Raw genomic sequence first — 24,085 nt, 5'->3', positions numbered from 1 at the left:
GAGAATTTTATTAGCTAGTAATTCAGCAGTTTGAAATGATGGTTTGGTAGGCAGCAGGTAGAAACTTTTGATTCTCTTGCTGCTTTTTTATCAAAATGGATATGATCCGAACCCTCAAAGCACATTTAATTTTCTAAAACATTCTTGCAAGAGTAGACATAAACCCGGGTGTCTTAAAAAGGTTCGGGTAATTTTTATCACATAAATCTTTTTAAACAAATTTTATGAAACGTATTAAACTCATACAAGCTTTATGCATTATTTGCATCTTACTCTTTACTTCTTCATGTGAAAATGAAGCAGAGTCTACACAAGAGGTTCTACTGGAAACTAACGATGGAGAATTTGCTGTCTTTACCTTTGCCAATGGCAACAAACTACAACTCATCAAAGGTGATGAAGAAGGCGATCCTATCATCATTGCTATGGAATCAGGGCCTGAAAATAATAAAACATTCATTGATTTTGATACGCATTCTATGTTAGATATATATCTAGGACTTACTTCTGAAGAATATCCCATTCCCCAGATATTAATGGATCTGTCTAAATCTGCTAAAAATCAGAAATTATTAGAAAAAAGGAAGGTGGTATATACTTTGAATACTCCTGTTACTATAGAAATGACAAAAATTCCTGAATCATTGTTACAAAAACACCCAGCTAATCGTGGTTTTTGTGATGATGTGAGTGCAGATTTTTGTCACCCAGGTGAATGGATGAGGAGAAATGAAGTGACATCTTCGAGTAGAAAAAGAATAGTGCAAATTTTTTCACAAGTTTTCTCTGATACTAATAGTAAAACAAAAGGGATGAATGTTCAATCTAGATATAAAAATTCGTCCGGGAGTTGGAGGATTATTTTTAAAACAGCTCATACAATAAAAAGAGGATATTGGAAAAGAATAACATATCCTGGAGTATCGAAAAGAATAAGAAAAGTAATCCGTAGACCTCACAATGATGACTATCCTATTCATTGGCGGGGTTGGGTTGACTATAGAAACTGATATGGTTATAGACTGAAGGGCTAAATTAATACACCCTCAAACTATGTTTTCCCATTTTTATAGTTTGAGGGTTTTTATTCTTTATTAGTATTCTACAATGATTATATAACCTTGTTTAACCCCATCCAAAATTAGTTGGGCAAGTAATAATGGTAAATATCGGTTTATAGAATATTGGACATCTTGTATGTACCTGACTTTTTATTGGACCTTCATTTCCACCTTGGATAGATGACAAATTTTCCAATTTTGTAACATTCAATTTTTTGAGATGTAATTTTTTTCCCTTTGCTTTTCTCATAATTTTTAGTTTTTAAAGATTATTATACACATACCTTTTCTACCAGCATCAGAACATTACTGATACAATTTTTTATCAAAAATCACTCAAAGTGACGATAAAAAATGCCTAACAGTATAAAAGGATATGTAAGTTACTTTTTTTGAATTCCAAGAATAAATATAGGGTAAAAAATAGCATAAACCTTATAAATGAGAGAGTTATTAGTCGAAATTCACAGAATTTCGATAAATTACATAGTATCTAAGTCATGTAGCTTCTTAATAAAATAAGAAGTTTTGATACCGGTACTCTTTTTAAAGGCAGATGAAAAAGATTCAGCGGTATTAAACCCCATTTCTTCTGCAATACCCTGTATAGTATAGTGTTTAAGAGTTTTGTTTTCTTTTAACTGGGTTACTGCATGTGCAATCCTAAGATCGTTGATATAATTGGCAAAATTCTTTTGTTTATGATGATTAATGACTTTTGATAAATACTTTGTATTGGTTTTAATGTCTTTGGCCAAAGAGGTAGTGCTAATATTCTTTTTTAGATAATGATGATTTTGTTCAAATAGGACCAGCTTATTAAGAATTTCTTCAACGATATCATCAGCCACCCCAATATCACTATCACTTTGCTGTTTCCTCTGTATAGTTTGGGCTAACTTGTCTTCAGCAATCAATTGTTCAAATTTTTCCTGATAGGTTTTTCTCTTTTGATATTGACGATATAAAAAAGCAATGGCAACAAGAGTAAGTAATGAGAGAAAAACTACTAAAAGGTTTAGGTTTTTATTATTCCCTTTTAGTTCATTGATTAGGGTTTCTTTTTCTTTTAATAATAAGGGAGTATCAAATTCTTTGAATAAGCGCGAGGATACAAAAGAAGCTTCCTGGTTAACGATGCTATCAAATTGTAGTAGTTTGTTGATATATTCGAGTTGTTTTTCCTTTTTATGATTCGTCTTATAAAAGTTTATCATAAACTCATAGCTTTCCCGAATTTCCAGGGGAGTAATTTTTTCTTTTTGCAGGATAGAATCTACAGTAAGAAAGTGTTTTTTAGCTGCTATGGCGTCTTGTTTTAGAAGCTGTAGTTTTCCCAAATAAAACTCACCCAAAATATATGCTTTTCTGTTTTCAGATCGGGTTTTATCAAGGATAGGTATACCCTTAGCAATGCTATCATAAGCGTTCTTAAATTTCTCTTTATAGAAGAGATTGATACCCTCATTAATGATAACCCTGCCATAAAACCTATTATAATAATGCTCCGGTTTTTGAGATCGTTTAATTGCTTTATAATGATACACTGAAGCAGAATCCAGAAGGTTATTATAGCGATAAGATTCTGCTAGAGGGATTATAGAATTTAAATATCGAACCGTATCAGTAGCATGTTTTGTAATAATATGAGCAAAGTTTTCTTTAAAAAGAGGTAAGGCCTCCTGATGCTTTCCTATTTCGGTTTTAATACAAGCAATATTATGTTCGGTAATAGAAATATATTCGGTACTATTTTCTTTTTCGGCTAATGCTAATGCTTGTAAATAATTATCTAATGCTAAAGTATACTGACCATTATTTAAATAATATCCTCCTTTAAAAGAATATCCTTTAATTGTGATATTACCTTCTAAATTTTTACTTAAAGCTATAGAGCGATCAATTAATCTTATTTTTTCCGATTCTTCTTCAGCATAATAAAACAACCAACTATAGGCTTTAGCCATTTCTAGAGTATTGTTTTCTGAAATGGCTTTCTTTAAATAAGTATATAAATAAGTTTTTGAAATTAGAGTATCTCTATAGGTTTTCATATGGATTTTATAGATACTATCATAATCCAAGGTTTTTAAAGAATCGGGAATTACAAAATCTTCTTCCTGCCCCGTAGTAATTTGTATACAGTACAGTAAAAAAACAATAGTTATCCTTTTATAAAAGAAAGTGAAAAAGAGATATGTCTTTTTTGTGTTCAAGGGGTTTTATCGATTTATTTAGCTATAAAGATACTATTTTCTGGTTTTATAAGGTTTTAAAACAAAATCGGCATAAGTAGTTGGTGATAAGCAAATTACATACGTGAATTAATCTCGAAATTCTCAGAATATCGAGATATTTCGTTTGTTTTCAAAGGTGTTGTCAGTATATATTTGAATTGGACAAAAAAATCAATCATCATGAATATCAAGAAATATATAGGTGATAAAATAGCAATAAAGGTTTCAGCAATTTTAATATGTGGGATTGTATTTCTCTTTATGGCCATGTGTTATAAGATGCTAAGTACAGATGTTTTCTTATTTAATACAAGGCATATGTTTACAATGCTGATTGTATTAAATATAGTATTACTTATCATGGTATTTACTTTTTTCTTTTCGAGTATAGTCCTAAAGAATTTTTCTAATTTCTATTTTAGGATACCTCTTTTTTTTAATCAAGTATTTGCCGTAGCGTATAATGGTGTATTTACTACTACAAAACAGTTAACACCAGAGTTTGATAAAGTAAAGAGTAAAAAAGATTTGATACGAAGTTCAATTTCAAATTTTGGTATACATGGACAGGATCAGATTTTTTCTGAAAAAGAACATATAAAACATCAAAATACATCAAATGAAACAATAGGAATACTAAGCTATTTTGCATCATCACTATTTGAAAAAAATAAGCTCGAAGAAGTATTGTGGGATATCGTAGAGAATTGCATTTCGCAACTAGAACTAGAGGATTGTGTGATCTATATGTTGGATACCCAAAATAAGGTTTTGATACAAAAAGCAGCATTTGGTCATAAAAATAATGGAGAAAGAAAAGTCATAAGCCCTATCCAAATCCCATTAGGAGAAGGTATTGTTGGTAGAGTGGCACAATCAGGAATATTTGAGTATGTGTCCGATGTGACTAATGATCCTGGGTATATCATAGACGATGATCATAGAATGTCTGAATTGTCTATTCCTATTTTTATCGATGATGAGGTAGTAGGAGTTCTGGATTCAGAGCATTCTCAAAAAGATTTTTTTAGCAACAATCATGTGTTTTTGTTTCAGTTAATTGCCAGGCTAACTGGAAAAAAACTAAAACAAATTCACATAAAAAACGAATCCCACATTACAAATGATAATGTGTATTTTAAGGAACTTGATTTTTTAATGAAAGAAGCCAAAATATATCGAGATCAAAATCTGGGATTAGATAGTATGGCCAAAAAACTAAACATAAGTGGTAATTACCTGTCACAACTAGTTAATAAATTGAGCGAGCATAATTTTACCGATTATGTAAATAGATATAGAGTAGAGGATGCAAAATCTAAATTAAGAAACCCTAATTTTATAAACTACACCATTATAGCGATCGCTTTGGAATCTGGGTTTAATTCGAAATCTACTTTTTACAGTGCTTTTAAAAAACTAACTGGTATCTCGCCAAAAGAATACAGGAAAATCCCCTAAAAAAAACGTCCGGATTCTTTGAAATTCAAACTTTCTGGACATTCGTACACTTCACCCTAATTAATTTTATCACCCTAAGTATTATACGATTGCAAACATGGTATTTGCTTAAGCTGTTTGCTATTTCATGGCAAGCTAAATAATGATAATATATTTCATAAATAGATCACAAAAAAAGATAAACAGATGAAAAAACAACCGTTTTTGTATAGTTTAATTATCCTTTGCTTATCAATAGTAGGATGTAATAACGACGACGATAAAGTTATACCACCTGCGTCTGTCGAGAATCAGGTACCAGGAGATTTTACAATACAGGTTAGTCAGATAACCGATAATAGTGCATTACTAGAATGGACTGCGGCAGTTGACCCAGATGATGATAAAGTGACATATTCTGTATTTCTGGGAGATAACGAAGTACAGTCAAATCTGGAAACGACAGAGTTCCTTTTAGAAGGTCTTATAGCTGAAACTAATTATAATGGTAAAGTAGTAGCTTCTGATGGTAATGAGAATGAATCAGAAAATACTTTTACTTTTATAACAGAGGGAGGTGAGATCATCAATGAAGAAGTTTCTATAGCATGGCAGAAATCCCTTGGAGGAACATTTGATGATGAAGCATATGAGATAGAACAAACAAGTGATGGCGGATACATAATAGGAGGTTCATCAGAATCTACAGATGGGGATGTTGGAGGAAATAAAGGAGGTAAAGATTGCTGGATTATAAAGTTGGATAGCCTTGGAAATATAGAATGGGAAACAAACTTGGGAGGATCAAATAATGAGACCATCCATGGGATACAACAAACTATGGATGGAGGTTACATCGTTGGAGCATTTTCTACATCAAGTGATGGTGATGTTGGAGGTAATAATGGGATGCGGGATTTTTGGATTGTAAAACTAAATGCCTCAGGAAATCTGGTGTGGGAAACTAACTTGGGAGGTACTAGTGATGATATTTTAGAATCTATTCAACAAACATCAGATGGAGGTTATGTAGCAGTTGGTTTTTCATTGTCAGGTAATGGAAATGTTACAGGAAATAATGGTAAAGCTGATGCCTGGATTGTAAGACTTGATGAAACTGGAAATTTAGTATGGGAGACTAATCTTGGAGGACCTGAGAACGATTTTATGGGTTCTATAGATCAAACGATTGATTTGGGATTCATTGTAGCGGGGTATACAACAACAGAAAATAAAAGAGATTTGTGGATTGCAAAATTAGATGATACAGGGAATTTAGATTGGCAAAAAACGTTAGGAGGATCTGAAAATGAAGAAGCCGTTTCGGTAGAACAAACCATAGATAGCGGTTATATTATTGGAGGATATTCTACATCTGTAGATGGTGATGTAGGAGAAAATAAAGGATCTGCAGATGCCTGGATTATAAAGCTTAATGTTACTGGAGACTTACTTTGGGAGAAAACACTCGGTGGTTCTGGTTCTGATGGAGTAGGTGAAATTAAGGAAGTAGGAGGAGGATACATAGCTGTTGGTAGTACAAATTCATTAGATGGAGACTTGACTTCTAATAATGGGGCGAGAGATTTTTGGATTTTAAGATTAGATACATTTGGTAATATCATTTGGCAAGAGAGTTTAGGAGGACCTGGGGATGATTATGGATTTTCGATACAACAAACTGCGGATAATGGATATATCGTTGCAGGAACATGGTATACAAATATTATGGGGGCTGGCGAAGGTACAACAGGCGATTTCAATTATTGGATTATAAAACTAGAATAAACAGGTATACTCATATAACAATAGTAACGTAATGATTAGGTTTTTTTGTCCAATTGCTTTTCATTACCCTGGATCCTCATTAGCTAACCTAACAACAGTAATGAGGATCCTTTTTTTGAACATGGTATAATTAAAAAACAAGAATACTTATATTTAAGAAATGAAACGCACCAGACTCACAATCATAGTTTTTTTTATAGGTTTTTTTACCGTTTTCCCATGCTTTTGGGATTATGATACTATTGAAATGGAAAGACAACAATTTCCTAGTATAATCGAATTGATTTCAGGAAAATTCCTTCGACACTCATCAGAGTTTCATTATTGGAGAATAAAAGATCGAGAAGAAAAACTTGAAAAATTCCCAGATAGCCTTGGTCTTTTAGATGACCTTGCTGTTTCATATTCAAAAATAGGGGATGATAAAAAGGCAATCGAAGTTATCCTCAAAAAAGAGCGGATCAAGCCTGGAGAATATAAAACATATGCTAATTTAGGTACATTTTATCTACATGATGGCCAATTTAAAAAAGGAATAGAATACATCGATAAAGCTGTAGCAATTAATCCTGAGGCGCATTTTGGTAGAGAAATATATCAACGACATGTTGCAGAGTATGTCCTCGGTAAAATGAAAAACGGCAAGATTCCGTTACCCATATCTTCCAAATTTAGAAGGTGTCTCGATTGTCCTCCCAAACCAGAGCTTGAGCATAATTTTTATACATTTCTTTTAAATAAATATAAAGAGAAAAAGGAAAGCTCAATAAGAAAATTACCTCCAAAAGAATTAGAAAATGCCATTATCGGTATTATGGGCATGATGAAATTTGGAAATTATGATTCCCCTGTTTTATTAGAAGTTTTAGGAGACTTACTGATGGGAACAGGTTGGAAAGAAGGCGCAAGGCAACTCGCAGCACGAGCGTATTTTAAAGCAGCTTATAGTATTGAAGACGATATAGTAAAAGAAGTGTATAAGAAAAAAATCGTATTTACTCTTTTTCATCAGTATACAAAAAGACGAGGAAAAAAAATTACTTTATATGAGTTAGAAGAATTGCTAATAGAAGAAATTAATGAAGGAAATAGATTTTATCAAAAAATACGTGATGATGAAATGACATGGATACGATCAGGAATAAATCCAGAACATGAGTTTACAACAAAATACTACAAAGAACCCAAAATCGGAGTAAGAATTCAACAGGGAAAAGGAAATCAGTTGGATCTTGACAGAAAATATGCCAGAGATACTACAATTGGAAAAATTATAGATTATAGGCCTATTCCAAAACAAAACGTTCTACTAGATAGTACATTCAAAAAACACATCGATAGCCTGTTTAAAAAAGAATTAGTAAAAGAAGAAAGGGTAATTGAGACTGCTAATGATTCACAAAAAGAGGGAAAAAGTGAAGAGACCGATTATTGGATGATTGTATGGTTAATATTAGGTTGTATTGGAGTTGGGATTTGGATATTGAAAAGGAGAACACCAAATAGATAGAAAAACAGATTAGCTAAGGATAAAACCAAAATCGCAATAGAGATTTTGACAAATTTGCTAAGGTGTATCAGGATAAATTTATGAATTTGGAGATGTACCATGATACTTTTGATTTGTTTTGCAAATCTATAAAAAAAGATAATGCAGAAGTTTTAGAACTTGGCTTCGGCCCTGGGAATATTACAAAATACATCCTTCAAAAACGTCCGGATTTCAACATATTTATCAAAAGAAGACGCTTTACAATTTTGGATGAAAGACGAAAAACACATCCCCAATACGTAGGTACTACTACAAAGGATCTGATTATTATTGCAAAAAAAGAGTTGCTTTTTTCAATTTAAAAAGCAAGTATCAGAGTTTCTACTCAAACCTAGACATTTTACTTTCTTCAATTTAGCATGAAGTGTTTTTTGGTAAACCTCTTAAAATATGTCCGAATTCTTTGAAATTCAAATTTCTTGGACACTTAGGTGAACACCTCTACCTACTTTTGATTACATAATATTGAAAATAATTGCTATGAAAAATACATTTAGGATGTATGGGGATATAAATAATAACTCTGGAAACTAGTATTGAATAAGAGTTATTATGAAAAGTATGTTGTTTTTGATTCCTGTTTTGTTATGTATTGCGTGCACAGATGATGATGTTTTGTTAGATCCTACTCCACCATCTTTTATGGTTACACCATTAGCAATTGATCAGGTGGATTCATTTATCGCATTTGGTGAGTCACTAACACCCACTCAACAAAACCCTGCAATTGAATATTTTACTAAGCAATCAAATATACAGGTTAGATCGGTTTCAGATGGAATTGTAGAAGATATCAGAATGAATTCAAATATTGATGATTTTGAAATATGGATAAAACCAAATGATAATTCTACATGGCTTATCATACAGGATCATGTAGTAGATGTTAATGTTTCTTTAGGTGACCGAGTGAATGCAGGTCAAATATTGGGAAGAATAGGTTTGGGAAACAGAACTGAACTTCAAATCAACAGAATCAATGATAAGAATAATATAGCCCATTGTCCATTAAACTTTGGCACTCAGAACTTTGTTATACAGCATACTAGTTTTTTTGAGAATTGGTGTGTTGTAGAAACCGTAATTCCCTGATAAAATATTATTGTCAATACCTCTAAAAGCTCGGCTAATAATCATTAGTAATACAATTAATCTAAACGATTTTTTCATGTTTCATAGGGATAGAGGAATAAGGCTGTTAAGTATCGTATTAATATATTTTATAAGCCTACCTCTTTTATTTGGGCAACAAAATTATAATGCCGATCAGATACCTAAAAAATTCAATATTAATCTTGCGTATGGAATAGCTTACGGAATACAAGGTGTATCCATACCTCCTTTTACCTATAAATTGTCTGCTGGTGTAGAGTATGCCATAGGAAAAACATCAGTATATGCTTTACCTGGATTAACAGGAGGAATTGCTCCTGTAGTATTTTTTCATTTTGAAGCGGGAATAAACTATCGGTTTATGACTATTGATTATAGTACAAATTCTTATAAGACACAAGATGATGAAGTGGTAAGAAAGTTTAGTAATGAAAATATTAATTTGGGAATTCGAATCAAGCTAAACAAAAAGAAAAAAGGTGATGTATTATTATGGATAAAAGTGGGTAAAAGTATTTCTGAAAAAGGATATAATGACGAATTCCCGCTAATATGGGATGGATATAATGCAGAGTTAAGAATTGTATATAAGGTTTTCAAATTATTTAAAAAATTAAGAAATGGGAGTAAAATTCGAAGCTTCAAAAAAGTACGATTCAAGCAAGATTGAATTAATTCATAACATCAAAACTGCCATTGACAAATCTAAGTTTGAGATAGAAAATATTGATAAAGAAAATAGAACCATCTATGCAAAGTCATCATTAAATATTTGGTCTTGGTTTGAAAAAATAAGCATAAGAATCGAAGAAAATGGAAATGTAACGATGACAAGTGAATGTTATCTTTCAACCCAAATAGTTGATTGGGGAAAAAATAAAAGAAATGTAAAAACATTTTTTAGACACTTGGGATAATATGATAGGAAAGAACTCCCAGAAAAACGAATGATACTCATATTTTGACAAAACCTATTTAAGATGTCCGAATTCATTGAAATTCAAACTTTTCGGATATTCAAAACTCTTGCTCTCATTAGGTTTGTACTCTAAAATTTTAAAAATAACAAAAAATGAAAGTAATCAAAGATTTAGTGAAATTGAGTTTGGTACTACTATTATCTGTATCTATATTCTCCTGTTCTGATGGAGAAGATGGTGCCATAGGTCCAGCAGGATCAGAGGGACCAGCCGGAACACAAGGAGATCAAGGAACACAGGGTAATCCGGGGGATTCAGGAGATCCAGGAACCGCAAATGTGATGTATTCAGATTGGATAGATACTGAAATTCCTGTTTTGGTAGCTAGCCCGAATACGGTATTTGATATTGAAGCTCCAGAAATTACTACCGAACATTTAGATACAGCAGTTATTTTAGTTTTTGGACAACGACGAGTAGCTGACGGAGCAACGGGGGCAATTTTATCCACCAACTTTCAATTGCCTGTTACTTTTGTTTCCAATGGTATTTACCGTGCACAGATTCTATCTCCGTCGGCTTCAGATAAAGGGGTTGCAGTTGTAAGAATTCGCCTAGATACTAATGATGGTACAAATATAGATACAGGTAACTATCTTCAGCGTTATCGTTACGTAATTATACCTGGTGGACAACCTATCAAATCTGCCTCTGCAAAATCTACGGTGGATTATACTACAATGTCTTACAAAGAAATTACCGAGCTTTTTAATATACAATAATCCCCCTAGAACGTTCATCTTTAAACAAATCTCAAGACAATGTCTTAAGGTTTTGTGAAATTTTAAAATTTGTATTCCCCTTTATAGAAAGATATTATAGTAATCATTTTGTTATAAATTATTAAAAGAAAAAGAGTATGATAATCTATGGAAGTAAAGCAGTTCATATAAAATCTGAACAATCCAAAACATCCATTTGTCCAAGTTGTGGAACTCAAGGTTCTCTGACGTTACAGGTATTCAGAAGACACGCCCATATTTTCTGGATTCCTTTATTTCCAATTGGTAAAAAAGGAATGTCTCAGTGTCACCATTGTAAAAACGTTCTTGAAACTAAGGAGATGTCAGAATCAATTAGAAGGGAGTACAATAACTTGAAAAATAAAGCTAAAGGGCCTATATGGCAATTTTCAGGATTAGGTATTATTGCAGTTTTGATTGCTTGGAGTAGTTATGCTAGTGGTGAAGATAAAAAGCTAGAGTTGGAGTATATAGCATCTCCTGTAAATGGCGACATATATGAATACAAAATTGAAACAAGTAGCTATTCTACATTAAAAGTAATTAGTGTCTCGAAGGATAGTGTATTTGTATCTCCAAATGAATATGAAATAAGTAAAAAGAGTAGAATATATAGAATTAATAAACCCGAAAACTATTCTGAATTGTCCTATGGAATATCAAAGAGCAAGCTAAAAGAGATGTATCATTCCGGAGAAATTTTTGATATAAATAGATAACGATTTACCACTTAGGATATTTTGGAGCAAATTTTAACTATAAAACAGAGCTATAATTTAAAAACGTAACCTGATTTGATAACAAGAATAACATAAAATAAATAGCTAAGGGCATTTTAAGCATGTCAAAAAGGAGAAACAATATTTCTCCTTATTTATTTAATGTATTAACTGTTTCAAGTGATTAGCGTATTGTTGGGATCGTATTTCTAAAGAAAAAAAGAGTCTGTTCCTAAGAAGTAAAATGTCCGAATATTTTGAATATCAAATATATGGGACATCTAAAAAGCAACCTATATCTAAATTTGTCATATAACTTTTAAAAGTTAAATAATGAAAGCGATGAAAAAATAATTAGATAGTTAATGATTGAAAGGTTTTTATTAAAACAGAATAAAACAAGTTGAAATGAAAAAACATATATATATAATATTGGCATTTTTGTCTTTGATAGTGCTATCATGCGACACCGATGATAATCAAATAGAAGAAGTAGAAGCTACATCTACAAAGATGCTGTCTCTAACAAAGAAAAAACTGAAATCTACATTAGTTACCAAAGAAGCCTCTTTTGGAGGTCGTGCCAATCATACCTCATTAATATTTGATAAAAAGATGTGGGTAATAGCGGGCAATGGACCAGGTATTTATTATAACGATGCATGGTCTAGTAGTGATGGAGTCAACTGGATTGCAGCTACAAAAAATGCAGCTTTTTCAGAGAGAACAAATCATGCTACAACAGTTTCTAATGGGAAAATGTGGATAACAGGTGGTAATTTTGTTAATGAAATGAATGATGTTTGGTTTAGTACAGATGGCAAGACTTGGAAAGAAGCTATAAGTAATGCTTCTTTTTCACCACGCTCCGGGCATGCTATGGTAGATCTAAATGGAAGAATGTTTGTGATTGGAGGTCATGAAAATGGTGTTGAAAAAGGAGATGTTTGGGTGAGCAGTGATGGAGTTAAATGGAATTTAGCGACTAATCTGGCACCTTTTGGAGAACGAAGGGATCATGCGGCCGTAGTGTATGATAATAAGATCTGGGTTATTGGTGGCTATGATATCAATAATAATTTTCTAAATGATGTGTGGTATTCTCCAAATGGTTTTCAATGGTTTCTTGCTACAGCAAATGCAGATTTCCTTCCAAGAAGAAATCACGCATTAACTGTTAACGAAAAAGGAATGTGGTTAACGGCAGGAACCAGAAATAATGATTTTAAATATTTTAATGACGTGTGGTTTAGTAACGATGGTGTAACCTGGGCACAAATAAAAGCATCCAAAAACTTTCCAGAAAGAACAGAACATACATCTGTACACTATGATAAAAAATTATGGGTCATTAATGGATACGGTTTGGATCAAGGAAACTATTATGATTTTTATACCGATATCTGGTCTTTTGAATAAAAAAAGAAGAAAGAATGAGAATACTAAAATATACAAAATTTTTGTGCTTCGATTTAGACGAATGTACGCATCAAATTTATAAAAATAAGAACATGAAGAAATTAATTATAGGATTATTACTATGTACAGCTCCAATTTTTGGACAGCAACAAAATAATACAATAACAGTAAGAGGCGAGGCTTCTAAAAAAGTTGATATCAAGGAGTATATTGTTAATATAGAATTTAAAGATCTTGTAGCTGATGGATATCAAAATATAGAAGCCAAAAGCAGATCTCAAATTATCGAAGAATACAAAAATAAAATAAAAGAGATAGGTATAGATTTTAAAGAGTTTAAGCAAAATAAATTGTACGGAATCACTGCTTTAACGTATCGTACAACTTCGTATTATACTTATACAACTACATCTTTTGGAAAAGTAGAAAAGATGTTTGGACAACAAATGAAAGGTGTAACAATTACTTGGGTAGAAATATTTGCCAAGGAAAATACCAATACAGATCTTGCAGCATTGGATAAAATGGCAATACAAGATGCGATGAATAGAGCAAAGATAACAGCCACTAGTATCAATAAAAAGATTGGAGCCATCCAAAAAATAGAAACTTCCAGTAATAAATCATATTTATATTTTAATACAGCTAAACCTAACGAACTACATAAACATTATGTACAAGTAACTTTTGTTTTGGAGTAGTTCTTTTAAAAAAATCAGACATGAAAAAATTTGTAACACTTGTCTTTTTTGGATTTATAACAGGTATAGGACATGGACAACATTGCGGAAATGATATGACAACTCTAATTATTATTGATGTAAGATTCGATAATAAAATAGTAGATGATCTAAAAGTAACATTAGTTGATTCTTTAGGAAACAGATATTCTCGTGGGGTTCCTAATCCGATGTTAATGCAATCTCCATCACCTGATTTTTTTGATGAAATAAACTATCCTGAAGTTGTTTATCCTGTTTCTAATGTAGTCCTGAATTTTTGGAAGAATAATCGTTTTTATATGTTGTATAAATACGGTCTTAAACTTGAAGGGCTTTTTATCAAAATTGAGAAGCCTTTAGATATGAATAATAATTATAATTTTGAAACTACTATACACCGAATTCCAAAAGGGGCAAAGTATAGTTTTTGTACAGAAGGGCCTTTTTCTAAAGGAGTAAAGTATGAATATAAAGATGGTATTATAGAGTATGCTAAAACATTCGAACTATCTCCTCCTCCTCCAATTATACATTTGAACTAAATAAAGCCTAATCACAAAACCGGTTTCTAAGATGATTCAAAAAGACTAAAATTCATATCATAGGGAGGATTTGTGAGCCAATAAAGATTCTATTATTGGGTATTAGATAGGATTATTAATAACCGTCAAAGGATAACGAATCGTCAAACTTTTACAAAAAAAAAGATATCACAGCATTGCTAGATGATAATTTGATTAAAACGGTAAAATCAGATGCTAAAAACTTAAATATGACCAGAACTTATCGAAGTATAATTGAAAACCTGTATTAGTCGAATTTAAAAAGATCAAGAAAATGAAAAAATCAATATGTATTTGCTTTGTGTTGTTTTTTGGGCTATTAATTAGTTGTTCAAAAGATGATACTATAGAAAATAATGATAATGATACCACAGGAAGTGATACTCCTCCTGCTCCAATTGATCCAGTGAGTACTGATGATATAATTCATTATGTAACCCCTACAGGATCTGGTGCCTTAGATGGAACAAGTTGGGAAAACGCTTATCCAGGGACCTCATTACAAGATGCCATAGATGCTTCGGAAGCTGGTGATGAAGTTTGGGTGGCAACAGGAACATATATTACAACCCCTACTATGGATAGAACAATATCATTTAATATGAAAAATGGTGTAGCGATTTATGGAAGCTTTGCAGGTATCGAGACAATGCTTTCTGAGCGAAATTTGACTAATGGGATTACTAGTATATTAAGCGGCGAAATTGGTATTGTTGGAGCGGTCGATAATAGCTATACTGTAATTTATAACGAACAACTGGATGATACAGCAGTTATAGATGGATTTGAAATTAAGGGCGGTAATGACGACCGCCAACCAACATCTGGTGGAAACGGACTAGGTGGTGGTATTTACAATCATGGATATGGCTCAGGCGGATTTTGTAGCCCTATCATACGAAACTGCCTATTTACTCAAAATACAGCATCTTTTGGTGCGGGAGCCTTCAATAATGGTTATAATGGAGGACATACAGAACCCACTTATATAAATTGTATTTTTTATCAAAATCATGCATTAAATGAAGCAGGAGGTATGGATAGCTACGGAGTTCGAGGAAATGCGAGTCCTACAGTTATTAATTCAATTTTTTATGAAAACACTTCTGCCTCAAATGTAGGAGCCATGTATGCCTGGGGAGGTGGTCCGGGAGGAAATTGTAATCCTCAATTGATTAATTGTGTATTTGTCAATAACAGAGCTCTTAATGGATATGGAGGAGCTTTTATAGCAGATAATTTAGATGAAAACGGAACCACATCTTCTGGTTCATGCACAGTAACCTTACAGAATTGTATTGTCTGGGGTAACACCGCTACAGAAATAAGTCCACAATTTTATGTGCGAGGGCAAGGAGCACAAGTTGTAGCAACCTATTCTGATATAGATCTAATTGGACAAACTTCTCCGCACATAATTGCGGGTACAGCAACAGGAAATATTAATGCCAATCCATTATTTTCGAATATCGATATTGGTCCGGGAAGTGATGGAATTTGGAGAACTAATGATGATGGGTTGAAGTTACAAAGTCTATCACCATGTGTTGATACAGGAAATAATACCGGAGTGATCTCTACTGATATACTGTTTAATAATAGGATATTCAATGCTACAGTCGATATTGGAGCTTACGAATTTGAATAAGTAGTCTTTAAATTGACAAGGAATGATCCCATAAAAATAAATGTATAAAAAAGTAAAAAAATATAACACTAAAAAGCAATGGGTAAAAAGATGTTTTGGGTCTTTGGCTCTTCCTATGATTGTGGTGTCTATGATGATGGTGTTTCCGCAAAGTGATTTTGAAAAGTTGGTAAGACAAACAAATTATGACTTATCGCAATATCATAAATTACAAGAATATAAAGAGTATTATGCACTTAATGATGTTGGGCTAACAAACAAAGAGATTCATAAAATTAAGAATTCATATCATAGAGAAGACTTGTCAGCCGATAAAGATTCTATTATAGCATATTCTATCATTAGGTATTATAAAGATCGAATTATCGATAATCTTCAAAAAATAACAAATCACCAAACATTTACAAAGAAAGATATCATGGCATTGTTAGATGATGATTTGATTAAAATGGTAAAATCAGAGGACAATAAATTATTTCATTTTTCATTTGATGCAAAGGTATTTGGAGTATTATTTAGAGAACAAGTTTCTATACTGTACTATGACGATTCTGATTGGAGTGAACATCAAAGTATTCGTGTCGATAAAGAGAAGAAAACCCTGTATGAATTCTATCCAAACAGCTATAATACCATAGATACAATTAATACTGGTACAGGGGTCAAATATGTACTGATTGGGCATGATAAGGTGCGAGGGAATAACTTTATGGATCATATTAGTCTTTATACTTATGACAAGGGCAAAATTGTTAATAAATTCAATCATTCTTTGGCTCATGAAGGGGATGAATATACAATCAAGTATGACAAGATAAATCATGTTATAGATGTCGTATATATACCAAATAGGAAATATGCTGCATCAACAGATTGTTATTGTGATGAAGACGACGCTATTAAATCATATGGAAAAGAAAATAAAGTCCAAAGATGTGCCTATTCCTTTAAATTTAATGGAGATACGTTTGAATTCGTTAATTAATCTGCAGACATACTAAAATGAAAATGATTAATTTGGTTAAAGAATTAAACGGAAAAAAGAAAACTAGAACAAGTTTTGTTTGATTATCAAAAAACCAGAATACACAACGAGAAGTTATCATATATTTAGAATGAAATCAATATTCATTGCATCAATACTAATAGGTGTTCTATTTGGTTGTAAATCAAAAGGTGATAAAGAGAAATTAGTTAAACTAGAATTACAGGAATTAAATATTAGAATTTGGGTTCCGAAGGAACACTCTCTATTTAAGGGAGAGAATTATGTTAATGTAATTTTAAATCCGGATAAAAGATATAATAAAGGTTTTACTATCAAAAAAATGAATTTGGATATCCCAAAAAAACAATATTCAAAATATGCAGAATTGGAAAACGGGATCAGTATATTTTATGAAACTTTTGTTGCCGATAATCCAGGAAGCAGTGGAGGCAAAGAATATGATCTGAAAGGTTTTTTTGAGTTTAGAAATGAAATGTTTCTAGTTACATCTTCAGAATTAAAAGAATATGGAGAAGCTAATGCCGAATTTTGTTTGGTATATATATCCTCTATAGAAGAGTTAAAATAACATGTATGAGATCAGTATATAAGATTATAGTTTTATGCTTTGTTCTTGTTTCTTGTGTGAATTCACATAAAAACAATACGCTTACAAGTATAGAAACAGAAAGCGCAGAAGATAGAATAGCAATGCTGAAAAGAGAAATAGTAAGCAAATCAGAGTTTTATGATGCCGAATTTTTATTGTTTAATGTAAATGGGTTTACTAACTCTAGAATAACAAGCATTCCTGGACCATCATCTTGGGATTATCAGTTTGCAATAAAAGTAGAACCGTTAGAAGTTAAGCACTGGATCGCAGATTTTACTAAAATTGACGCTAAAGAATATACTTCTGATTGGACTAATAGTTTAGTTATCCATAGAAAGCAAAACTGGGAAATAAAATCAACACCAGAAGTCTATAAAAGAGAAGAAAGTAATACGTTTATCATAATATATCAAAAAGAGGGAATAGTATTTAAACGTATTCTAGGAGAGTAAAAACGAATTAAATTTAAGAATAAAAATGTACCATATAGTGACAAAAGTGATAGTAGTTTTTGGTTTTCTTTTTTGTAGTACAAGTTATGCACAGAAAAAAGAAATAGATATAAAAAAGGATCAATCGACACCTAAAGTATCCGATACGCTTAAGGTTGGATATACATACTGGTGGCCACAATCAGGACCTTTTATTGGTAATTGTGGTGATAGATATGCATTCGTTTTTTTAGGCACTATTCAACATATTGATAAACCAGTCGAGGATGATGATAGAGCGTATACTTCTCAAAAAGGAATTATAAAAATTGATAAAGTATTAACTTCAAGAGGTCTTAAGAAGAATACGTATAGTAAACAGAAATTCTTTGTTTCAGATTACTTCTATAAGCAAGATGTAAAAAAAGATGATCAGGTATTGGTATTCTGTTATGAGTATGAAGATAATTATAGCATTCCGGGAGGAAAGTCGATGTTAAAAATAGAAGATAGTAATGATCCTATTTTACTATCCGTTAAAAGATATATTCAGTCTGGTCAAAATGCATTAGAGCTAAAAAAGGATGTGACTTTATGGAAAAACTATGGTTTAGAGGCAGAGGTAAAACAGGTTATTGAATGTAGAGAAATGAGAGGTAAAGATTGAAGAACCTAAAGAGTTTTTACTACATCAATTATCATACATCATACATCAACATAAATATCTAAATTATATAGAAAAAGTATAGTATTTAAAGTACTCTAAGTGTTTTTACTCTAAAAACACAGTCAAACCCCTTAAAAAATGTCCGAATTCTTTGAATTTCAAACTTTTCGGATAGTACATATTCTTACCCATACTAGGTTTGTGCCATTAACTTTTAAAAATTATAAAAATGAAAGCAATAACAAATTTAGTAAAGGGAATGATGATAGTGATGGTATCGCTATTGGTCTTTTCATGTTCTGATGGGGAAGATGGAGCAATTGGACCTGCGGGTCAGGATGGAATTAACGGAGTTGATGGTACTAATGGAACAGACGGTAATGATGGTGGAGATGGCACCGATGGCCAAAATGGTGAAGATGGGCAGCCAGGAACAGCCAATGTCATTTATTCTGATTGGATTCCTGCTGATTTTCCAGGAGGAGGAGCTACTGATAAAAGTATGTTATTATTAAGTAGTCTAACTGCATTCGATAAAGATACTGATGCCATTTTGGTGTATGGTCGTAATCCAGCCAATGCCTTGTTTTTTAATGTATATAAACTTCCTTATTTTAATATAGATAATGAAGAATTTTATAATATGGTATTGGGCGAAGGATTTGGTTTCGAATCTTTGCGGGTTGAGGCCAGAACAACCGATGGACTTTTAAAAGCGTTTGGGTTTTTTGATGATTTTAGATATGTAATTATACCTGGAGGAGTTGCAACAAACCCTACTTCTTCCGCTACAAAATCTGCAAAAGACTATTCATCTATGTCCTATGATGAAATCATAACTTTATTTAATATCCCAGAATAATCTTTATAACCAATCATTAATTTGAATTATGTATAGTGAGCAATGCCCTTGTATTGCTCACTTTTTTATATGAATAAATTCTGAAATTTGAATGATATAAATAATGCTGAGATATGATTTATCATTTGTGCTCTATTTTTTTAGTCTAAATTAGTAGTCCTAAATTCTTTTTTATGACGCTTACTATGAGTATTCCAGCCTTGTTATTTCCTGCAATATCACTAACTATGTTAGCCTATAATGCGAGATATTTGGCTATTGCAGCATTGATACGGCAATTACATAAGGAATATTTGACTTCACGATCAAAAAACATCGTATTACAGATCAAAAATTTAAGAAAACGATTATGGTTGATTAGAAATATGCAAGCCATAGCTATTGCTAGCTTTCTCACCAGTGTAATTACCATGTTTTTATTGTATGTAGAAAAGATATCTTGGGCCAATATAGTATTTGGGATTAGTCTTTTTTTACTTATGATTTCACTTTTTTTATCATTTATAGAAGTTCAAATCTCTACCAAAGCACTTGCTATTAGGCTTAATAGAATCGAAGAGGATACGTAAGAAATCCTTATCTTGTTATGATAAATAGTACCGAATGCTTCAAAATGAACTTTTTAATAATGTAATTCAAGATTTCAATGCTGGATATTGGGAGCTGTATGATGATCCAGAAAGAGAAGTTTGGTCAGAAAAGTTTTATGATAGTTTAGGATATACAAAAGATGAATTTGAGTCAAAAATAGATTATTTTTTAGAACACTTGATACATCAGGAGGATATTGAGTTATTTAGAGATAATTTTTTTAGCTATCGACGTAATGCTGTAAATTTTAAGCAGCATATAAAAATTCTCGATAAAAAAGGAAATTATAAGCTATATAGATGTGCAACTAATGATGAGTTACCAGTAAATATAAAATCTAAGATTAACCTTATCTTTTTTATTGAAATCAAACTAGAACCTGAGCAGGATATTACAAAAGATAATTTCTACTATAAAGAAACTGCCCAAATGACAGCTACGGGGAGTTGGTATGTAGATTTTGAGGAAAGGAAAAGTTTCTGGGATTTTGAAACCAGAAGAATTTTAGAATATGCCGATGACTATATTCCTTCTCTTAAGGATTCTGCCAACTACTACGCAGAGGATTCGAGGCAACAAGCAGCAGATTTGTTTTTTAATTGTGCGATGGTGGGTACACCTTTTAATACCGAAATAAAGATGGTAACCGCTAACAATAGAGTGTTTTGGGTGCGAGCTATAGGAAAACCGGTATATAATGAAAATAAAGAAATAGTTGGGATTAGAGGTGTTTTTCAGGACATAGATGAAATCAAAAGGAAAGAATTAAGTCTGCAAAAGTCAATGGATATTATCGCATCTCAGAATTCTAGACTTTTCAATTTTGCTCATATCGTATCTCACAATCTTAGGTCGCATACCAGTAACCTGTCTTTATTAGTACAATTGATTGAAGATATAGATAACCCCGAGGAAAAGATTGGATTGATCAAAGAAATTAAACAGATATCATATAGTCTAAATACAACTATTGAACACCTTAATGAGATTGTAGCGATACATACAAATAAGGATCAGGAAAAAAAACCCGTCAAATTTCAGGATGCTTTTAATTTGGTTAAAAGTGGAATAGGACAAATGATTTCTATGAGTAAGACTAAAATCAAGACAGATTTTAGTGAATTAAATACGATTAATTATATTTCTGCGTATTTAGAGAGTATCCTATTAAACTTAATAACAAATGCTATAAAATATAAACATAAGGACAGAGACCCGGTAGTAGAAATCAAAAGCTATTCTATAGGTAGTAAAGAGTGCTTAAAAGTCACAGATAATGGTCGCGGAATTGATATGAAACTGTTCAAGGATAAAATATTTGGTATGTATAAAACATTTCATTACAATAAGGATGCGGTAGGAATCGGGTTGTTTTTAACAAAAAATCAGGTAGAATCATTAGATGGAAAAATTACTGTAGAGAGCGAAGTAGATAAAGGAACAACTTTTATAATTGAATTTTAAAAATAAATAACCCCACAGATCATGAGTCATAAAATAGGATTAGCTTGTATTATTGATGACGACAATATGTATGTAAATCTTGTAAAAAGGATTGTAGAAGCAAAAAACCTTTGTAAAAACTTAATGGTATTTCAAAATGGTAAGGATGCTCTTAATTATTTTGAGGCTATTTTGACTAATTTAAATAAAAGAACAATTCCCGAAATAATATTTCTTGATTTAAATATGCCAGTAATGGACGGATGGGAGTTTTTGGACAACTTCACTAAAATCAAAAACAAACTCGGAAAAACAATTACACTATACATTGTAAGTTCCTCAATTAATCCAGTGGATATAGAAAGGGCAAAAAGCATTAATACAGTAAAAGATTATCTTATAAAACCAGTTACAATAGAAGACTTAGAGACTATCTTTTTAAAACAAACTTTATAAAAAAAGCTTCACGTATAGAGAAGCTTTTTTTTTAAATATTCTATTAAAGGAATTTCTTAGATTTGCGATACCCTAAGTGTATTTACCATTCCTTTTGCGGTGATAGGCATTGCTGCAAGATTAATCAACATATCTCCCTGCTCTACAAACCCACGTTCCAGTGCAATTTTATTAATATCTTCTACAGTTTCGTCGGTACTTACAAATCTATCATAGAAAAAAGCCTTAACTCCCCATAAAAGGCTAAGTTGAGATAAGATTCTATGATTACTGGTAAAGACCAAAATATGAGCATCTGGTCTCCAAGCAGAGATTTGAAATGCTGTATAGCCACTATTAGTAAGAGTACAGATTGCTTTTGCCTCAATTTCATTAGCCATTGTTGCAGCATGGTAACAAATAGATTTTGTAATAAATCTATTTGTTCTGATGTGAGGAGGGTTTTGAGGAACCGTTATTAAATCAGAATTTTCTACACTTTTAATGATATTAGACATAGTTTCAATCACCTGTACAGGATATTTCCCTACAGAAGTTTCTCCTGATAGCATAACGGCGTCAGCTCCATCCATTACAGAATTGGCTACATCATTTACCTCGGCACGTGTTGGCGTAAGGCTATCGATCATTGTTTCCATCATCTGTGTAGCAATAATGACAGGTATTCTTGCAGTTTTAGCTTTGAGCACTAAATTTTTCTGAATTAACGGTACTTCCTGAGCAGGAATTTCTACTCCAAGATCTCCTCTTGCCACCATCAATCCATCGCAATAAGCTACAATCTTATCAATATTTTCTACTCCTTCGGGCTTCTCTATTTTAGCAATAATTGGAATTTTATGCTCACTATGTTCCTTTATGAGATCTTGTAATTCTATTAAATCCTGGGCATGTCGCACAAAAGATAATGCCATCCAGTCAACTCCTTGTTCGCATGCAAAAATTGCATCTTTTATATCTTTTTCCGTTAGTGCCGGTAAAGAAATGCTAGTATTAGGAAGGTTCACTCCTTTTTTAGATTTTAGAGGACCTCCTTGTATTACTTTGGTCTTAACCGTATCTTTTTTGTTAGAAGAGATAACTTCAAAAATTAATTTACCATCGTCTAATAATATTCTTTCGCCTGCTTTTACATCTTTTGGGAAACTTTCATAATTCATATAGACCTCTTTAGAGGTGCCTTCAAAAGGTTTACCGGTTACAAAACTGATTATATCACCATCATTAGCAATAATATCTCTTTTCATAACACCTACACGCAATTTAGGGCCTTGTAAGTCTCCAAGTATAGATGCATTGTAGCCATGTTCTTTACTTAGTTTTCGTATAATCTTTATGCGCTCTTTCACATCACTATAATCAGCATGAGAGAAATTTATTCTGAAAACATTTACACCTGCTTCCAACATTTTTTTTAATATCTCTTCACTACTGGTCGCGGGTCCAAGAGTAGCGACTATTTTAGTTCTTTTACGTTTTGGCATTATTCGAATATTAGGTTGTTCTTTGATTTAAGTGTAGCATATTCTAAAGGATATGCTGTTATAATTTGTGAAATGGTAAGCATGTCTATAAGTAAAGATTTACTTGAAAAATTTGATGCTTCAGTTTCAATTTTTAGAAAATAATCTACATTTTTTAATTCTGGAATTAAATATTTTGTGGTATATGTATTCTCTATAGTTGTAAATAGCCCTTCAGAAATCTTATTTTCTGATTTTATTTGGGATTGAAATTTATTTCCTATAAGACTATATGTGCTATATTGAAAATGATCATCATACTGGTACAAAGGAAAATTTGCAGTGAGATCATTATACTCAAAATTAATATCTTCTTTTTTTCTATAGAGCTTTAAATTCAGGTTTTTATTCAATAAAAAAGCCAACCGATATGAAGCTAATGAACAATGAATGGCAATGAGTTCATAATCATCATCGGCAAAGGCATCTAATACTAACCGTTGAACAGCCACTTTGATTTTTTTGTTTCCGATTTAACGCGAAATATACAAATAAATTAACCTAACAAGTTTAATTAGAGATAAAG

Annotated in this window: 26 protein-coding genes; 22 read left to right on the top strand and 4 right to left on the bottom strand. The window is 31.9% G+C overall.

Going from position 1 to position 24,085, the window contains the following annotated elements; all coding sequences use genetic code 11:
• Positions 1–224: 224 nt before the first annotated feature.
• Entirely contained in the window at positions 225–1,010 is a 786-nt protein-coding gene (locus AAFU52_RS08265) for a hypothetical protein (RefSeq protein WP_024768537.1), read from the top strand.
• 115 nt (positions 1,011–1,125) lie between these two features.
• On the opposite strand, the gene AAFU52_RS08260 is transcribed toward AAFU52_RS08265, so the two are convergent.
• A complete protein-coding gene (locus AAFU52_RS08260; RefSeq protein WP_024768536.1) occupies positions 1,126–1,311 on the bottom strand; it encodes a hypothetical protein in 186 nt (61 codons plus the stop codon).
• Between the two features lie 232 nt (positions 1,312–1,543).
• On the bottom strand, positions 1,544–3,277 hold the full coding sequence (locus AAFU52_RS08255; RefSeq protein WP_438426093.1) for a helix-turn-helix domain-containing protein: 1,734 nt from the start codon (positions 3,275–3,277) through the stop codon (positions 1,544–1,546).
• A 201-nt stretch (positions 3,278–3,478) separates the two neighbouring features.
• On the opposite strand from AAFU52_RS08255, the gene AAFU52_RS08250 reads away from it, so the two are divergent.
• The 21 genes from AAFU52_RS08250 to AAFU52_RS08150 all read left to right on the top strand — a co-directional run bounded on the left by AAFU52_RS08250 (position 3,479) and on the right by AAFU52_RS08150 (position 22,036).
• On the top strand, positions 3,479–4,759 hold the full coding sequence (locus tag AAFU52_RS08250) for a helix-turn-helix domain-containing protein (protein ID WP_438426092.1): 1,281 nt from the start codon (positions 3,479–3,481) through the stop codon (positions 4,757–4,759).
• Positions 4,760–4,945: 186 nt separating this feature from the next.
• Positions 4,946–6,526, top strand: coding sequence for a fibronectin type III domain-containing protein (locus tag AAFU52_RS08245; RefSeq protein WP_024768533.1), 1,581 nt, complete (start codon positions 4,946–4,948; stop codon positions 6,524–6,526).
• A 160-nt stretch (positions 6,527–6,686) separates the two neighbouring features.
• On the top strand, positions 6,687–8,036 hold the full coding sequence (locus AAFU52_RS08240; RefSeq protein ID WP_438426091.1) for a tetratricopeptide repeat protein: 1,350 nt from the start codon (positions 6,687–6,689) through the stop codon (positions 8,034–8,036).
• An 80-nt stretch (positions 8,037–8,116) separates the two neighbouring features.
• Entirely contained in the window at positions 8,117–8,380 is a 264-nt protein-coding gene (locus tag AAFU52_RS08235) for a hypothetical protein (RefSeq protein ID WP_438426090.1), read from the top strand.
• Between the two features lie 250 nt (positions 8,381–8,630).
• The gene (locus AAFU52_RS08230) at positions 8,631–9,170 is read left to right on the top strand and encodes a hypothetical protein (RefSeq protein ID WP_438426089.1); all 540 of its coding nucleotides are present in this window, start codon (positions 8,631–8,633) and stop codon (positions 9,168–9,170) included.
• Between the two features lie 76 nt (positions 9,171–9,246).
• Positions 9,247–9,861, top strand: a complete 615-nt coding sequence (locus AAFU52_RS08225; RefSeq protein WP_438426088.1) for a hypothetical protein — start codon at positions 9,247–9,249, stop codon at positions 9,859–9,861.
• The gene (locus tag AAFU52_RS08220) at positions 9,812–10,108 is read left to right on the top strand and encodes a hypothetical protein (RefSeq protein WP_438426087.1); all 297 of its coding nucleotides are present in this window, start codon (positions 9,812–9,814) and stop codon (positions 10,106–10,108) included. The genes AAFU52_RS08225 and AAFU52_RS08220 overlap by 50 nt, the downstream gene beginning before the upstream one ends.
• Positions 10,109–10,263: 155 nt before the next feature.
• Positions 10,264–10,893, top strand: coding sequence for a collagen-like triple helix repeat-containing protein (locus tag AAFU52_RS08215; RefSeq protein WP_438426086.1), 630 nt, complete (start codon positions 10,264–10,266; stop codon positions 10,891–10,893).
• A gap of 137 nt (positions 10,894–11,030) precedes the next feature.
• Positions 11,031–11,633, top strand: a complete 603-nt coding sequence (locus AAFU52_RS08210; protein WP_438426085.1) for a hypothetical protein — start codon at positions 11,031–11,033, stop codon at positions 11,631–11,633.
• 408 nt (positions 11,634–12,041) lie between these two features.
• On the top strand, positions 12,042–13,052 hold the full coding sequence (locus AAFU52_RS08205) for a Kelch repeat-containing protein (protein ID WP_438426084.1): 1,011 nt from the start codon (positions 12,042–12,044) through the stop codon (positions 13,050–13,052).
• 92 nt (positions 13,053–13,144) lie between these two features.
• Positions 13,145–13,753, top strand: coding sequence for an SIMPL domain-containing protein (locus AAFU52_RS08200; protein WP_438426083.1), 609 nt, complete (start codon positions 13,145–13,147; stop codon positions 13,751–13,753).
• Positions 13,754–13,773: 20 nt separating this feature from the next.
• Positions 13,774–14,316, top strand: a complete 543-nt coding sequence (locus AAFU52_RS08195; protein ID WP_438426082.1) for a hypothetical protein — start codon at positions 13,774–13,776, stop codon at positions 14,314–14,316.
• A 295-nt stretch (positions 14,317–14,611) separates the two neighbouring features.
• Entirely contained in the window at positions 14,612–15,985 is a 1,374-nt protein-coding gene (locus tag AAFU52_RS08190) for a choice-of-anchor Q domain-containing protein (RefSeq protein WP_438426081.1), read from the top strand.
• Between the two features lie 40 nt (positions 15,986–16,025).
• Positions 16,026–16,970: a hypothetical protein gene (locus tag AAFU52_RS08185; protein ID WP_438426080.1), complete on the top strand. Its 945-nt coding sequence runs from the start codon at positions 16,026–16,028 to the stop codon at positions 16,968–16,970.
• Between the two features lie 130 nt (positions 16,971–17,100).
• Positions 17,101–17,562, top strand: a complete 462-nt coding sequence (locus AAFU52_RS08180) for a hypothetical protein (RefSeq protein ID WP_438426079.1) — start codon at positions 17,101–17,103, stop codon at positions 17,560–17,562.
• Between the two features lie 5 nt (positions 17,563–17,567).
• Positions 17,568–18,038, top strand: coding sequence for a hypothetical protein (locus AAFU52_RS08175; protein ID WP_438426078.1), 471 nt, complete (start codon positions 17,568–17,570; stop codon positions 18,036–18,038).
• Between the two features lie 37 nt (positions 18,039–18,075).
• Positions 18,076–18,684: a hypothetical protein gene (locus AAFU52_RS08170; protein WP_152538438.1), complete on the top strand. Its 609-nt coding sequence runs from the start codon at positions 18,076–18,078 to the stop codon at positions 18,682–18,684.
• Between the two features lie 229 nt (positions 18,685–18,913).
• Complete coding sequence (locus AAFU52_RS08165) at positions 18,914–19,546, top strand: hypothetical protein (RefSeq protein ID WP_024768517.1); 633 nt, start codon at positions 18,914–18,916, stop codon at positions 19,544–19,546.
• Positions 19,547–19,719: 173 nt separating this feature from the next.
• The gene (locus AAFU52_RS08160; RefSeq protein WP_024768516.1) at positions 19,720–20,115 is read left to right on the top strand and encodes a DUF2721 domain-containing protein; all 396 of its coding nucleotides are present in this window, start codon (positions 19,720–19,722) and stop codon (positions 20,113–20,115) included.
• 34 nt (positions 20,116–20,149) lie between these two features.
• The gene (locus AAFU52_RS08155; protein ID WP_024768515.1) at positions 20,150–21,601 is read left to right on the top strand and encodes an ATP-binding protein; all 1,452 of its coding nucleotides are present in this window, start codon (positions 20,150–20,152) and stop codon (positions 21,599–21,601) included.
• Between the two features lie 21 nt (positions 21,602–21,622).
• Positions 21,623–22,036: a response regulator gene (locus AAFU52_RS08150; RefSeq protein ID WP_024768514.1), complete on the top strand. Its 414-nt coding sequence runs from the start codon at positions 21,623–21,625 to the stop codon at positions 22,034–22,036.
• Between the two features lie 56 nt (positions 22,037–22,092).
• Here the strand turns inward: AAFU52_RS08150 and pyk are convergent, their stop codons facing one another.
• Both pyk and AAFU52_RS08140 read right to left on the bottom strand, forming a co-directional pair.
• The gene (pyk, locus tag AAFU52_RS08145) at positions 22,093–23,520 is read right to left on the bottom strand and encodes a pyruvate kinase (RefSeq protein WP_438426077.1); all 1,428 of its coding nucleotides are present in this window, start codon (positions 23,518–23,520) and stop codon (positions 22,093–22,095) included.
• Positions 23,520–24,011, bottom strand: a complete 492-nt coding sequence (locus AAFU52_RS08140) for an IPExxxVDY family protein (RefSeq protein WP_024768512.1) — start codon at positions 24,009–24,011, stop codon at positions 23,520–23,522. Before AAFU52_RS08140 ends, pyk begins: the two co-directional genes overlap by 1 nt.
• Positions 24,012–24,085 lie beyond the last annotated feature (74 nt).

The organism is Aquimarina macrocephali (genome assembly GCF_051627225.1).
Lineage (GTDB): Bacteria > Bacteroidota > Bacteroidia > Flavobacteriales > Flavobacteriaceae > Aquimarina > Aquimarina macrocephali.
Note: the sequence above shows the minus strand (reverse complement) of the source record. Positions and strands in the feature narration are given on the sequence as shown.